The sequence below is a fragment of the Anoxybacillus gonensis genome, from assembly GCF_001187595.1.
Taxonomy (GTDB): Bacteria; Bacillota; Bacilli; order Bacillales; family Anoxybacillaceae; genus Anoxybacillus; species Anoxybacillus gonensis.
This window is the reverse complement of the sequence record NZ_CP012152.1, coordinates 1309868-1322605: the sequence shown is the minus strand read 5'-3', so window position 1 is coordinate 1322605 and position 12738 is coordinate 1309868. Positions and strand designations below refer to the sequence as shown.

Below are 12738 nucleotides of genomic sequence, written 5' to 3'. Positions count from 1 at the left end.
TTTAAACCGCTTACATCTTTATCATACCGAAGTATCATTAAAAAATCAATCAAATTCGCTCAATTTTAATCAAAAATTATCATAATTTTTCACATATCATTCAAAAACAATCATATTTCAGAAAAATAAAAAACTGCCTCATGTAGAGACAGTTTTATTAGTGATTTTCTCGGGATAATATTCTTCAATCATTTGGATAAATGGCTCGACATATTGAGGATCAAATTGCGTACCAGAACAACGGCGCAATTCAACAATTGCTTCGGAGAATGTTTTTGTTCGTTGATACGGGCGGTCTGTCGTCATCGCATCGAATGAGTCAATAATGCACAAAATACGGGCTAACTTTGGTATTTCCTCGCCTTTTATCCCATAAGGATAGCCTCGTCCATCGTAACGCTCATGATGAAGTTCAACAAGTGGAATCACTTCTTCAAAACGACCATCGGAGAGAACGATTTCTTTCCCCCATATGACGTGTTTTTTCATCATTTCCCATTCATCAGAGGTGAGTTTGCCTTTTTTATTAATAATGTCTCGCGAAACTTCGATTTTACCAATATCATGAACGAGTGCCCCTAAAATAAGAGTCCGTTTTTCTTCTTCTGTAAGCGGTAATCGATCACTAAATTCCATTGCATATGTAAATACACGTTTACTATGACGGTATGTATACACATCTTTATAAAGCAACAGTTTCAGCTGCTCTTCAATTGCATCTAAGTCTTCTTTAAATTTCAATGCATCACGAGATATTCTTTTTTCATCATACAATTGCACATTATTTTTTCCTTGTGCTTTCGAATAATAAAGAGCTTGGTCAGCTTTATGTAGCAGTTCACTTTCTTCATACATGTCAGATTCATACTCAGCAATTCCGCATGAGAACGAAATACAACGATATGGAAGTCGTTCAACCCCGTCAAATGGCGTATCATTTAATTTTTTCCGCAATTGATCCATAAAAGCTGCTGCCGCGTGTTTCTCCGTTTTCGGCAAAATGATCGCAAACTCTTCTCCACCATATCGTGCTACTGTAAAACCACAATCTTTCGTTTCATTTTTTAAATACTCCCCAACAAATTTCAACAATCGGTCACCTTGCACATGACCGTGATAATCGTTATATTTTTTAAAATCATCTAAATCTAAAAAAGCAACCGAAAACTGACCACCCGTTTTTTTCGTCTCCCGAAATAGTTCCTTTAAGTAATCTTTAAAATATCCGTGGTTATATAAGCCGGTGAGGTAATCTTTATTCGCTTGATTGGCCATTTCTTGATACCATTCGAGCACTTTTCCAAACGTAATGGATAGCAAAACAACTAGAACTGTAAATAAAAACAGCCCGAAAAAACCTTCGTTATCAATTAAAATAATAAGCACTAAAGAAAGAAGTAGCGTGACGAAATAAATAAAAAAAACTTCCTTTAAGAGTCCGAAATTAAATACACCTGTAAACTTTGATTGTATAGAACGATAAAAACCGATTAAAATTATTACATTAATCGCAAAATATACAATTAAACTCAAGAAATAAGGATAGAGATTATATACAATCTCCCCTCCTACCTTCCCATTTAGAAAGCTGAACGAAAAGCTAGTAAAAAATATCATGATTAAATACATAAAAAAATTCAAAAGATGAGCCCATATCGGGACAGTCCGATTATACATAATTTGAAGTAAGTAAAATAGCGACAATACCCAAGAAGCTACATATAATCCAAAGTGAAGAACCGTTGCTAAGAAAATAGCAGAATCCATAGAAAATGAACTTTTATTTTGAACAATCTGAATTTCAAAACGACTCAAAATAAACGCAGAAATAGATAAAAAATAAACCCATACCCACTCTTCAAGATACGGAAACCGAAAGGAAAAGTTAAATGCAAAGACACTTAGGGCACAAGTGAATATCCCTAAAACACAAATATACACTCTCGACCAAATCGTCGTCATACGTTAATCACTCATCCTAAATCTATATTTTTACAATTGAAATTTTATAAATATATACATTAAATACAAATCAAGGGAGTTATCCTCCCTCTTTCTTCTATCCAATCACTTTAATGGCAGAAGTCAACGCAACAATAACAGAACCGATAACGACGAGATTAATAAGTACGTTTTTCACGCGTGCGTTCATGTTTTTCACCTCCCTTCATGTGTTGGGTGAAGAGAATTTGTTTGTTTTTCCTTCATCATTAAATACTGAATAAACAAAAAGACACCGATATTCATGACTACATCGCCTATGCTAATCACTTTAGCACGCGGATAGGGTGGTGCCAAAGGAATAATATCCCCTAAGAATGGGAAAATAGTATCATTTGTAATAGCCATATGCTTCCCGTAAAGTCCTGTTTTTAGAAGCTCGACGTATTCTTGTCCTAAAACAACTTGTGTTGCTTCAAGTGAAACAGGCATTCTACCGCCATTCAAAGCAATGACAATGAAATTTAAAAGCACACCAGCAAAAATGGTTTTCATCCCTGGATAATGACGATTAAGCCAAATGAACGTTAATCCAACGATGTAGACAACGATAAATGTGATGTTACTTATATTCGCTAAAATAGCGATACGATCCTGCAACAAGAAAAAAATCCATTGCACAAGCAATAAGATTGGAAAAATCCAACCTCCTTTTAACTTCAAAGTTGCAATACCTTTAAAATTACCTCCGCGAAATAAGCCAATGAAAATCCCTAAAATAATTCCATCGTATACCATATAGTCCTCACATTTCTTTAAAACCAAAATTTTTTGTCTTTTTACTGATTATATTATCACATTTTTTTTATGTGAAAACGGTTATACTAATGAAATATTTCTGTTTCCTGTTGATTATTTAGAACATAGTTTTATTTTAAAACAAAACCAGCTACCGAGTGGGTAGCTAGTTTTGTTTTCATTTAAACATTTGTGCAGCACGAACTGCTTTTTTCCATCCATCATATAAATGTTGGCGAACATCAGTAGACATTTTCGGTTCAAAGGCGCGATCAATATTCCACTGCTTCGCAATTTCTTCTTTACTTTTCCAATATCCAACTGCAAGTCCTGCCAAATAAGCCGCACCTAGTGCAGTCGTCTCATTAATCATTGGTCTCTCAACAGGCACACCGAGGATGTCGCTTTGAAATTGCATTAAAAAGTTATTTTGGACTGCTCCGCCGTCTACACGCAACGTTTTTAACGTAATTCCCGCATCTGCTTCCATGGCAGTTAACACATCTTTCGTTTGGTATGCAAGCGACTCAAGTGTTGCCCGAATGAAATGCTCTTTTGTCGTTCCACGCGTCAAGCCGAATACTGCTCCTCGTACGTCGCTATCCCAATATGGTGTTCCAAGTCCTACAAATGCTGGCACGACGTATACTCCATCCGTTGACTGCACTTTTATTGCATACGCCTCGCTATCTTTTGCTTCCTTAATCATTCGTAATCCGTCACGTAGCCATTGAATTGCAGATCCAGCAACGAAAATGCTCCCTTCTAGTGCATACTCGACTTTCCCATCCATCCCCCACGCAATCGTCGTTAACAAACCGTGTTTTGACTGAACGGCTTTTTCACCCGTATTCATTAACATAAAACAACCTGTGCCGTATGTGTTTTTCGCCATTCCTTCTTCAAAGCATGCTTGCCCGAATAATGCCGCCTGCTGATCTCCTGCAATTCCAGCGATCGGTACCTCTTGTCCGAAGAAATGGTAAGGTGCCGTATGTCCGTAAATTTCTGAAGATGGTCGAACATCTGGCAACATCGCTTTCGGCACTTGTAAAATGTCGAGTAACTCATCATCCCATTTTTGCTCATAAATGTTGAACATTAACGTTCTTGACGCATTAGAGTAGTCAGTTACATGTACTTTTCCGCCAGACAGTTTCCAAGTAAGCCATGTGTCAATTGTTCCAAACAATAAGTCCCCTCGTTCTGCTTTTTCACGTGCACCATCAACATGGTCTAAAATCCATTTCACTTTCGTTCCTGAAAAATAAGCGTCAATGAGCAAACCTGTTTTTTTATGAAATACATCATGATATCCAGCCTGTTTCAATTGTTCACAAATTTGCGCTGTTTGGCGTGATTGCCATACAATCGCGTTATAAATCGGCTGCCCTGTTTGTTTATCCCATACGACTGTCGTTTCGCGTTGGTTTGTAATACCGATTGCCGCAATTTGTTTTGGCTCAATAGCCGCTTCCGACAATACTGTTGCAATGACAGCTAAAATAGAGCCCCAAATTTCATTCGGATTATGCTCGACCCATCCTGGTTGAGGAAAATATTGTGCAAACTCTTTTTGTGCCATATGCACAATTTCCCCTTTTTGATTAAATAAAATGGCACGCGAACTCGTTGTCCCTTGATCAAGAGCTAAAATATACATACACCTATCCCCCTTGCAAAAAAAGACCCACACCGCGATTTATAAAAACGCGTGTGAGTCTCTCCTCTCTCTCACTAACATAATGAACTTAATTATAAGACTAATTGATTTTGAAAACGCTGTCAATACATTTGTTGCGGAGCAAAATACCGCCAAAGTTCGACATTTGATGTCGTTACAGCAACAGCCCCTGCGGCAAGTGCTGCTTCGACCTCTGTTTCATTTTCTATTAATCCGCCAGCAATAATGTTTTTCCCCGTTCGTTCATGAAGTTGAGAAATGACTTTCGGAACAACACCAGGCAACACTTCAATATAATCGGGGTTTGTTTTTTCTACAAGTTGAACGCTTCGCTCAAACGCGTTCGAATCAATAATAAATGTGCGTTGAATCGCGACCACGCCTTTTTGTTTCGCTTTCGTAATTACACTGCTTTTTGTCGAAATCAATCCATACGGTTTGACGAGCTGACATAAAAATTCCGTTGCATATTCGTCGCTTTTTAATCCTTGAATTAAGTCAACGTGAAGAAACATTTTTTTACCATGCTCATTTGCGTATGTATACACACTTTTCAGCATACCAATATGAATATCTAAAAATACCCCATATTCGTAATTCATTTTGATCAGTTTATCAAAATCTTTCATCGAACGTACAGCGGGCAAAATACGTTGTCCGTTCATCCTTCCATCACCTTTACATAAAATGTACGCGTTCTCGGTCCATCGAACTCGCAAAAATAAATGCCTTGCCATGTCCCAAGAAGCAACTGGCCTTTCGTGACAATAACATGCGCTGAGGATCCAACCGTGCTTGCTTTCATATGTGCCGCTGTATTTCCTTCACTATGCCGATCAAGCGCATGATGCCATGGATACAATTCATCAAAACGACGAATCATGTCTCGTTTCACATCCGGGTCAGCATTTTCATTTATTGTTATTCCTGCGGTTGTATGTGGACAATAAACAACAACAATTCCTTCTTGCACTCCACTTTCTGTAACAAATGATTGGACAAACGAAGTAACATCTACAAACTCATCTCGCTTCGTTGTTTGAATCGTCCATCGTTTCATCATCATACCTTCCCACCTTTATCCTCATATATTTATGATCATACATATTTTCACAATTCTTTTCCATAAAAAAATTCATGAGCACCTATCATAGTGAAAGCCCAGGATGATCTGGGCTTCAATCATATACATGGTGAGACGGAATGATATAATCTACCGAAATCACAGGCAAATCGTGCTGTTCAACAGAGGCAACAATTAAACCTTGTTTGCTTACAATACCAAATTGTTCTTTCTGCTGCTCAAATGCCGCTTCGCTAAACGCTAAAACCGTTTGATATAGCTTTTCTTGATCGACTTTTTGCTTTCGTACATGGTTACTTAACTTAATGATGACTTCTTTTCCACAAATTTGACCACGATACATGCCGCTCACTCCCTTTCTATACTCCTTACTGTTAATGTTATGCACTGATTACAAAAATCCTCCTCTAAAAAAATTTTTTGAAAAAATCGCCTTTTTGTCTTGACTCTTCCTTGTCATTCGTGTATAGTCTAATTATCATCTAACTGAATATATGTCCTGCACCGATTGGTTGCTGTGGATATATTCCGTTATATGAAAAATTTTTTCATTAGCCTATTGGCTAAAAGGTATTAGGAGGATTCAGTATTATGCAAAACGGTAAAGTAAAATGGTTTAACAACGAAAAAGGTTACGGATTCATCGAAGTTGAAGGCGGAGACGATGTATTCGTACACTTCACAGCAATCCAAGGTGAAGGCTACAAAACGTTAGAAGAAGGTCAAGCTGTTTCTTTTGAAATCGTTCAAGGAAACCGTGGCCCTCAAGCTGCAAACGTAGTGAAATTATAATCGTCTGAGATGATTCATATATAGCTCGACGAAAAGACCAGCAAACGCTGGTCTTTTTTCATTACATACTCCCCTCCTTTCACACAAATACTACAAACGAGGAGGGATAGCAATGACACAAAATCCAAAAAAGCCGCATCTTCAGTCCGATAGCGTATTTACTAAAATTGAAAATGCACATTTAGCCGTTGAATCAGCAAAAAAAATGGTTGCAGCTGCAACAATGAGTTTAGATGACCATGCGTTTGATCATGCAAAACAAGCAATTGAACAAGCAAAAGAAGCAATTGCGCGCGCCAAAACAAACAAAGACGATCCATTATTGTTACAATGTGAAAAGGAACTAGCAGACGCACATCATCAATTATTTGAGACGATCAATCACATGTAGCCACAAGGTGTCCCGAGCATCCGGGACACCTTGTTACACTTTTTGTTTCACAAGCAACTGACCGTATTGTTGTATTTTTTCGCCTACTGTACATGTCTGAATGCAAAACGATTGCGCATACGATTTTCCGCACTCTTTACGAAATGTTCTTTTCACAAAACATCCTTCGCAATACGTATCAAACAACTCATTTAACCGAAGTAACACGTCTTTTCGATTCATCGTTCACGCTCCAACCGCATTGTACTCGTAATGATCGTTCCACGAAGCGCTTGTGTCGCTAATTGATGCGCTTCACCATTTTGTTTTCTACGAATTGGTTCATAAATTGGTGAAATACAAAGTTTCTTCATTTTTTGCTCAATTCGCTCAATCCATCTCCCCTCTTCTGAAAATACTGGCCATTCATCAGATAATTGATGAAATACGACATGCGCGTCTCCGCGGAAAACGACGGGTAAATGATGAACACCGAGATGGTCAAGCTGTTCGAGTAAAAAATGGAATGCTGCATACTCCGCTTCATTATTTGACTGCAATTCATCTAGCTGCGCATTTGCGCGTATGCGAAATGGATCGCCGTTTTGTTTATAATAAATAACAACGCCAACTCCCGCTTTTTTTGTTTCATGATCAAAACCGCCATCAAAATATGCAACAACATCATGCGGATCCGCTTCGATTTCTTTCATTAGTTTGGTTAACTCTTTCTTTGTCCACGCTATACCACGTGCATCATAAAATAAAAGTTGTTTTACTCTTCCCGTTTTCTCTATATCTTCCGCAAAAACGAAAGCTTCTTCCACTTCCATTTCTTTTGATGTCCACACCATTTCCTTTTTTTTCGGTGTTACATATGTCCACTCCATAAATACCTTCACATCGCTCACCTTTTCTTTTTGATTTTATTATAACAGTTTAGACAAAAAATGATCTCAATTGTATAATATCCTTTGTGTCTTTATACTTTCATACAGAGGAGGGATCACCATGTTCAATGAAATACTCGGTCTTTTTTCTGCCATCGTCACATTTTCACTTGTATTGCTCATTTATCGTTTCTTCGGTCGTTCAGGTTTATTCGTATGGATCGGCTTTTCTACTGTTGTCGCTAATTTACAAGTCGTTAAAACGGTTGAATTACTTGGTATGACAGCTACACTTGGAAACGTCATGTACGGAACTGCCTTTTTAGTGACTGACATTTTAAGTGAAAAGTACGGAAAAAAAGAAGCACAAAAAGCGGTATGGCTCGGCTTTTTTACACTCATTTCACTCACGATCGTGATGCAACTTGCTTTATTATTTAAGCCGCATGCTACTGACTTCGCACAACCGGCATTAGAAACGATTTTCGGTTTGTTGCCACGTATCGCAGTTGGTAGTTTGCTTGCTTTTTTAATTAGCCAGTCACTTGATGTTCACTTATTTCATTGGTTTAAAAAGAAATTTCCGCACGATTCTCAACTTTGGATTCGCAATAATGGAAGTACGATGATTAGCCAATTAATCGATACACTCGTTTTCGCATCGATCGCGTTTCTCGGTGTATTCCCATTTCACGATTGGATACAAATTTTTATTACGACGTATGTGTTAAAATGGATTGTCGCAATGTTAGATACACCTTTCGTATATATCGCAAAAAAAATATCTCCAAAATATATGGAATGATGGTAAAATGTTGTGTGAGGCTTCTGTCTCGCACAACATTTTTTATAAAGGAGAGGAATATGAAATACAAAGCAGATTTAAGTTTATTGTTTGTTGCATTCGTTTGGGGAGCGACGTTTGTCGTCGTTCAAAATGCCATTTCTTTTTTGCCCCCATTGTTGTTTAATGGCGTACGTTTTGCGATCGCAAGCATACTGCTATGGATTTGGGTGTTCATCTTTGAACGAAAACCGCTAGATAAACAGCTTATACTCTCTGGATTTATTCTTGGCATTTGGTTATGTCTTGGGTATGCTCTTCAAACCATCGGCTTATTGTATACTACTTCTTCAAAAGCAGGATTCATTACCGGACTAAATGTTGTTCTTGTCCCCTTTTTTTCATTTATGATTTTAAAGCAAAAACCTTCGCTTCATGCTGTCATTGGAAGCGTGTTAGCTACGTGTGGGCTATATTTTTTGACTATAAATGGAGATATGTCAATGAACAAAGGAGATCTTTTCGTCTTTTTATGCGCCATTGCTTTTGCATTACATATCGTTTCAACAAGCATCTATGCAACAAAATTTTCAGCTGTCCTACTAACAACCGTTCAAGTTCAGACGGTATCAATTGTTTGTTTTATATGTTCGTATTTGTTCGAAGATTGGTCCGTTATTCCGCTCTCCACTTTTTTAACATTTGATGTATGGGGCGCTTTACTCATCACCGCACTATTCGCAACAACCATTGCTTTCTTTATTCAAACGCATTTTCAACAATATACATCTCCAACACGTGTTGCTTTAATTTTTGCTCTAGAACCTGTTTTTGCTGCTTTGACTGCGTATATATGGAATGATGAACGTCTTCAACAAACTGCCTTATTCGGAGCTGCACTCATTTTATTAGGGATGGTTTTGTCTGAACTCCCTCAACATATATGGCAAAGGAAAAAGAGCGCTCGCCTCTCATAGCGAGCGCTTCCACCTACTTATTACGTAAGATAATCCTCCTGTAACAATACCAAGAAACGCTCCACCAATGACTTCAATAGGTTGATGACCAAGCCGTTCACGCAATAACTCCTCTTTTCGGTCAAGCTTCCCATCATCAGGAGCTCCTTTTATCTTTTCGATCTCTTCAGTTAATTCATTCACACGAATAGCTAGCTCCCCTGCTTGATGACGCACCCCTTGAGCATCGTACATAACAATTAAGCCAAAAATAGTCGCAAGGGCAAAATCTATGCTCTGCACTCCTCTTTTTAAAGCAACATATGTGGCAAGTGAAGCAACTCCCGCGGAATGCGAACTTGGCATACCACCTGTCTCGAAAAACAGTGACCAATCCCATTTTTTTGTTTTTCTTTTCGCCAATGGAATTTTTAAAAATTGTGCTAACGCAATTGTACATAATGCTGTTTGAATGGCTCGATTCATGTCCTTGCCTCCTTGCATATATTTTTCGAAAAGACGGATACAATATGCACAGGAGGTGGACGTCATGAGCAAAAATAATGGAAGAAATCGCGGCCAAAACGCTCCAAGTGTCAATCCACAAGGATATGATGCCACATTTACCCCAGATCCAAAAAGCGCATTAGAAAATGCGGCGAAAAAAACAAACAAAAAATAAAGAAGAGAGCGGTCTGCTCTCTTCTTATCGTTTTAATTTTTCACGCAATACCATCGGTAAAATACCACCATGGCGATAGTAATCAATTTCCACTTCGCTGTCAAAGCGTACAAGTACTTCAAATTCCTTTTTGTTTCCTTGTTCGTCTGTTGCTGTAACTTTTACATAGTCACGCGGTTTTACATGTTCATCGATGTGTACTTCAAATACTTCTTTGCCCGTTAACCCAAGCGTTTCTGCATTTTCTCCTTCTTTAAATTGAAGTGGTAACACACCCATGAGCACAAGGTTGGAACGGTGAATACGCTCAAAGCTTTCAGCGATGACCGTTTTAATGCCAAGTAAATATGTTCCTTTTGCTGCCCAGTCACGCGAACTTCCCATGCCGTAATCTTTTCCAGCAATAACAACAAGTCCTGTACCGTCTTGTTTATATTTCATGCAAGCATCGTAAATCGACATGACTTCGCCTGTTGGCCAATATGTTGTATAGCCACCTTCTGTACCAGGGGCAATTTGGTTACGAATACGAATGTTAGCAAACGTACCTCGCATCATCACTTCATGGTTACCACGACGAGAACCATACGAGTTAAAGTCTTTCGGATCAACACCTTTAGAAATTAAGTATTGTCCTGCTGGTGTATTTATACCGATCGATCCAGCTGGAGAAATATGGTCTGTCGTGACAGAATCACCAAATTTACCAACTACTCGTAATCCAGTAAGTGGTTTCACTTCCTCCACTTCTGGTGATAACCCTTCAAAGAATGGAGGGTTTTGAATATACGTTGAATTTTCGTCCCATTGATAAAGTGGCTCGTCCGTCGTTTCAATCGCATTCCAACGAGCGTTATCGTCGAATACTCGCTCGTATTCTTTGCGGAACAATTCCGGTGTCACCGCTTGTTTTACGACTTCTTTCACTTCTTCTGTAGACGGCCAAATATCATTAAAGTACACGTCATTTCCGTTTTGGTCTTTACCAATCGGCTCATTTAATAAGTCGATATCAACGGTTCCAGCAAGTGCATATGCCACAACGAGCGGTGGTGATGCTAAATAGTTACCTTTGACGAGCGGATGAATGCGTCCTTCAAAGTTTCGGTTACCCGATAATACACTCGTCACAAGCAAATCATTTTCTGCAATCGCTTTTTCAAGCTCTGGAGCAAGTGGACCAGAGTTACCGATACATGTCGTACAACCGTAACCAACGATATTAAATCCAATTTGTTCTAAATAAGGAAGAAGTCCTGAATCTTTTAAGTATCCTGTGACGACTTTTGAACCAGGTGCAAGCGATGTTTTTACGTATTTCGGAACTTTTAATCCTTTTTCCACTGCTTTTTTCGCGACTAAACCTGCCCCAATTAACACATATGGGTTCGATGTGTTCGTACAGCTTGTAATAGCAGCGATCGCAATCGCACCTGTTTTCATTTTTACTTCTTCGCCGTTTAACGTGACTGTCATTTCTTTATCCAAATCCGCTTCTGTCAAGCCAAAACCTTGGTTTCCTTGCGGAGAAACTACTGCTTGACGGAACGATTCTTTCATTTTTGAAAGCGGAATTAAATCTTGTGGACGTTTTGGTCCAGAAAGATTTGGTTCAATTTCTGATAAGTTAATTTCAACAACATCTGTAAATACAGGCTCCTGCGCATCTGGTGTATAGAACAAACCGTTAGCTTTGCAATATGCTTCAACGACTTGAACATGCTGCTCATCACGACCTGTTAAGCGCAAGTAATCAAGCGCTTCTGCATCGACTGGGAAGAAACCGCACGTTGCACCATACTCAGGCGCCATGTTTGCTACTGTGGCACGGTCTGCTAACGGCAATGTTGCCACACCTGGACCGAAAAATTCAACAAACTTGCCGACGACCCCTTTTTTCCGAAGTACTTGCGTCACTTTTAACGCAAGATCTGTTGCTGTTGTACCGTTTGGTAACTTTCCTGTTAAGCGTACGCCGATAACTTCTGGTACCGGGAAGTATGAAGGTTGTCCAAGCATACCTGCTTCCGCTTCAATACCACCAACACCCCAACCGAGTACGCCAATGCCGTTAATCATTGTCGTGTGAGAGTCAGTACCTACAAGCGTATCTGGGAACGCTTCATATTCACCGTTTTCTCCTTCAACGACATGTACTACATTCGCTAAATACTCTAAGTTCACTTGATGCACAATACCTGTTGCTGGCGGAACAGCACGATAATTGCTGAACGCTTTTTGTGCCCATTTCAAAAACTTATAGCGTTCTGCATTACGCTCAAACTCTAAATTCATATTGTACTCGAGCGCATCTTCTGTTCCAGCCTTATCAACTTGGACAGAGTGATCAATGACAAGATCGACAGGAATTTCGGGGTTGATTTCATACGGATCTCCACCGATGTCCGCCATCGCTTTGCGCATCGAAGCTAAATCAACGACAGCTGGAACACCTGTAAAGTCTTGCAAAATAACGCGAGATGGTTTAAATGGAACATCTACATCTTTTAGTTCGCTCGTTCCCCATTTCGCTAAATTTTCAACGTGCTCTTTTGTAATGACACGTCCATCAACTTGACGAAGTACTGATTCAAGAAGTACTTTAATCGAATACGGAAGACGTGATACATTTCCAATTCCTGCTTCTTCAAGCGCTTGTAAGCGATAATAATGATATGTTTTCCCGTTTACTTCAAATGTGGAACGCGCTTGAAATACATCATTTTTCACCATTATGTATTACCCCCTTCTAACAAT

At 39.0% G+C, this 12738-nt stretch carries 15 protein-coding genes; 5 read left to right on the top strand and 10 right to left on the bottom strand.

Features of this window, described 5'->3' with window-relative positions:
* Positions 1-138 precede the first annotated feature (138 nt).
* From AFK25_RS06980 to AFK25_RS06955, 6 genes are all read right to left on the bottom strand, one after another.
* Entirely contained in the window at positions 139-1962 is a 1824-nt protein-coding gene (locus AFK25_RS06980) for a bifunctional diguanylate cyclase/phosphohydrolase (RefSeq protein WP_035066505.1), read from the bottom strand.
* Between the two features lie 195 nt (positions 1963-2157).
* Positions 2158-2739, bottom strand: a complete 582-nt coding sequence (locus tag AFK25_RS06975; RefSeq protein ID WP_035066507.1) for a DUF5317 domain-containing protein — start codon at positions 2737-2739, stop codon at positions 2158-2160.
* Between the two features lie 178 nt (positions 2740-2917).
* Positions 2918-4402 (bottom strand): glycerol kinase GlpK, encoded by a 1485-nt coding sequence (glpK, locus tag AFK25_RS06970; RefSeq protein WP_035066509.1) that lies wholly within the window; start codon positions 4400-4402, stop codon positions 2918-2920.
* 122 nt (positions 4403-4524) lie between these two features.
* Entirely contained in the window at positions 4525-5088 is a 564-nt protein-coding gene (locus AFK25_RS06965) for a glycerol-3-phosphate responsive antiterminator (RefSeq protein WP_009361170.1), read from the bottom strand.
* A complete protein-coding gene (locus AFK25_RS06960; protein ID WP_009361169.1) occupies positions 5085-5489 on the bottom strand; it encodes a secondary thiamine-phosphate synthase enzyme YjbQ in 405 nt (134 codons plus the stop codon). The genes AFK25_RS06965 and AFK25_RS06960 overlap by 4 nt, the downstream gene beginning before the upstream one ends.
* A gap of 112 nt (positions 5490-5601) precedes the next feature.
* Positions 5602-5850, bottom strand: coding sequence for a hypothetical protein (locus AFK25_RS06955; protein WP_009361168.1), 249 nt, complete (start codon positions 5848-5850; stop codon positions 5602-5604).
* 248 nt (positions 5851-6098) lie between these two features.
* Here AFK25_RS06955 and cspD point away from each other — a divergent pair, with 248 nt between their 5' ends.
* Together cspD and AFK25_RS06945 are read left to right on the top strand one after the other, a co-directional pair.
* Positions 6099-6299: a cold-shock protein CspD gene (cspD, locus tag AFK25_RS06950; protein ID WP_003398931.1), complete on the top strand. Its 201-nt coding sequence runs from the start codon at positions 6099-6101 to the stop codon at positions 6297-6299.
* Positions 6300-6411: 112 nt separating this feature from the next.
* Positions 6412-6690 carry a DUF2564 family protein gene (locus AFK25_RS06945; protein WP_009361167.1) on the top strand — a complete coding sequence of 93 codons (279 nt, stop codon included), beginning with the start codon at positions 6412-6414 and terminating at the stop codon, positions 6688-6690.
* A gap of 33 nt (positions 6691-6723) precedes the next feature.
* On the opposite strand, the gene AFK25_RS06940 is transcribed toward AFK25_RS06945, so the two are convergent.
* Entirely contained in the window at positions 6724-6912 is a 189-nt protein-coding gene (locus tag AFK25_RS06940; protein WP_009361166.1) for a zinc-finger domain-containing protein, read from the bottom strand.
* A complete protein-coding gene (locus tag AFK25_RS06935) occupies positions 6909-7559 on the bottom strand; it encodes a ribonuclease H family protein (RefSeq protein WP_081957744.1) in 651 nt (216 codons plus the stop codon). Before AFK25_RS06935 ends, AFK25_RS06940 begins: the two co-directional genes overlap by 4 nt.
* Positions 7560-7680: 121 nt before the next feature.
* On the opposite strand from AFK25_RS06935, the gene AFK25_RS06930 reads away from it, so the two are divergent.
* On the top strand, positions 7681-8364 hold the full coding sequence (locus AFK25_RS06930) for a queuosine precursor transporter (protein WP_026011794.1): 684 nt from the start codon (positions 7681-7683) through the stop codon (positions 8362-8364).
* Between the two features lie 59 nt (positions 8365-8423).
* On the top strand, positions 8424-9320 hold the full coding sequence (locus AFK25_RS06925) for a DMT family transporter (protein WP_035066514.1): 897 nt from the start codon (positions 8424-8426) through the stop codon (positions 9318-9320).
* Here AFK25_RS06925 and AFK25_RS06920 read toward each other — a convergent pair.
* Positions 9315-9785, bottom strand: a complete 471-nt coding sequence (locus tag AFK25_RS06920) for a divergent PAP2 family protein (RefSeq protein ID WP_009361162.1) — start codon at positions 9783-9785, stop codon at positions 9315-9317. The genes AFK25_RS06925 and AFK25_RS06920 overlap by 6 nt on opposite strands.
* 64 nt (positions 9786-9849) lie before the next feature.
* Here AFK25_RS06920 and AFK25_RS06915 point away from each other — a divergent pair, with 64 nt between their 5' ends.
* Positions 9850-9981: a Small acid-soluble spore protein gene (locus tag AFK25_RS06915; RefSeq protein WP_009361161.1), complete on the top strand. Its 132-nt coding sequence runs from the start codon at positions 9850-9852 to the stop codon at positions 9979-9981.
* A 24-nt stretch (positions 9982-10005) separates the two neighbouring features.
* On the opposite strand, the gene acnA is transcribed toward AFK25_RS06915, so the two are convergent.
* Positions 10006-12714: an aconitate hydratase AcnA gene (acnA, locus tag AFK25_RS06910; RefSeq protein WP_009361160.1), complete on the bottom strand. Its 2709-nt coding sequence runs from the start codon at positions 12712-12714 to the stop codon at positions 10006-10008.
* Positions 12715-12738 lie beyond the last annotated feature (24 nt).

Coding starts and splice junctions, on each gene's coding strand:
- AFK25_RS06980 (WP_035066505.1), bottom strand. CDS start 1,962: ATGACGACGATTTGGTCGAGAGTGTATATTTGTGTTTTAGGGATATTC.
- AFK25_RS06975 (WP_035066507.1), bottom strand. CDS start 2,739: ATGGTATACGATGGAATTATTTTAGGGATTTTCATTGGCTTATTTCGC.
- glpK (WP_035066509.1), bottom strand. CDS start 4,402: ATGTATATTTTAGCTCTTGATCAAGGGACAACGAGTTCGCGTGCCATT.
- AFK25_RS06965 (WP_009361170.1), bottom strand. CDS start 5,088: ATGAACGGACAACGTATTTTGCCCGCTGTACGTTCGATGAAAGATTTT.
- AFK25_RS06960 (WP_009361169.1), bottom strand. CDS start 5,489: ATGATGATGAAACGATGGACGATTCAAACAACGAAGCGAGATGAGTTT.
- AFK25_RS06955 (WP_009361168.1), bottom strand. CDS start 5,850: ATGTATCGTGGTCAAATTTGTGGAAAAGAAGTCATCATTAAGTTAAGT.
- cspD (WP_003398931.1), top strand. CDS start 6,099: ATGCAAAACGGTAAAGTAAAATGGTTTAACAACGAAAAAGGTTACGGA.
- AFK25_RS06945 (WP_009361167.1), top strand. CDS start 6,412: ATGACACAAAATCCAAAAAAGCCGCATCTTCAGTCCGATAGCGTATTT.
- AFK25_RS06940 (WP_009361166.1), bottom strand. CDS start 6,912: ATGAATCGAAAAGACGTGTTACTTCGGTTAAATGAGTTGTTTGATACG.
- AFK25_RS06935 (WP_081957744.1), bottom strand. CDS start 7,559: ATGGAGTGGACATATGTAACACCGAAAAAAAAGGAAATGGTGTGGACA.
- AFK25_RS06930 (WP_026011794.1), top strand. CDS start 7,681: ATGTTCAATGAAATACTCGGTCTTTTTTCTGCCATCGTCACATTTTCA.
- AFK25_RS06925 (WP_035066514.1), top strand. CDS start 8,424: ATGAAATACAAAGCAGATTTAAGTTTATTGTTTGTTGCATTCGTTTGG.
- AFK25_RS06920 (WP_009361162.1), bottom strand. CDS start 9,785: ATGAATCGAGCCATTCAAACAGCATTATGTACAATTGCGTTAGCACAA.
- AFK25_RS06915 (WP_009361161.1), top strand. CDS start 9,850: ATGAGCAAAAATAATGGAAGAAATCGCGGCCAAAACGCTCCAAGTGTC.
- acnA (WP_009361160.1), bottom strand. CDS start 12,714: ATGGTGAAAAATGATGTATTTCAAGCGCGTTCCACATTTGAAGTAAAC.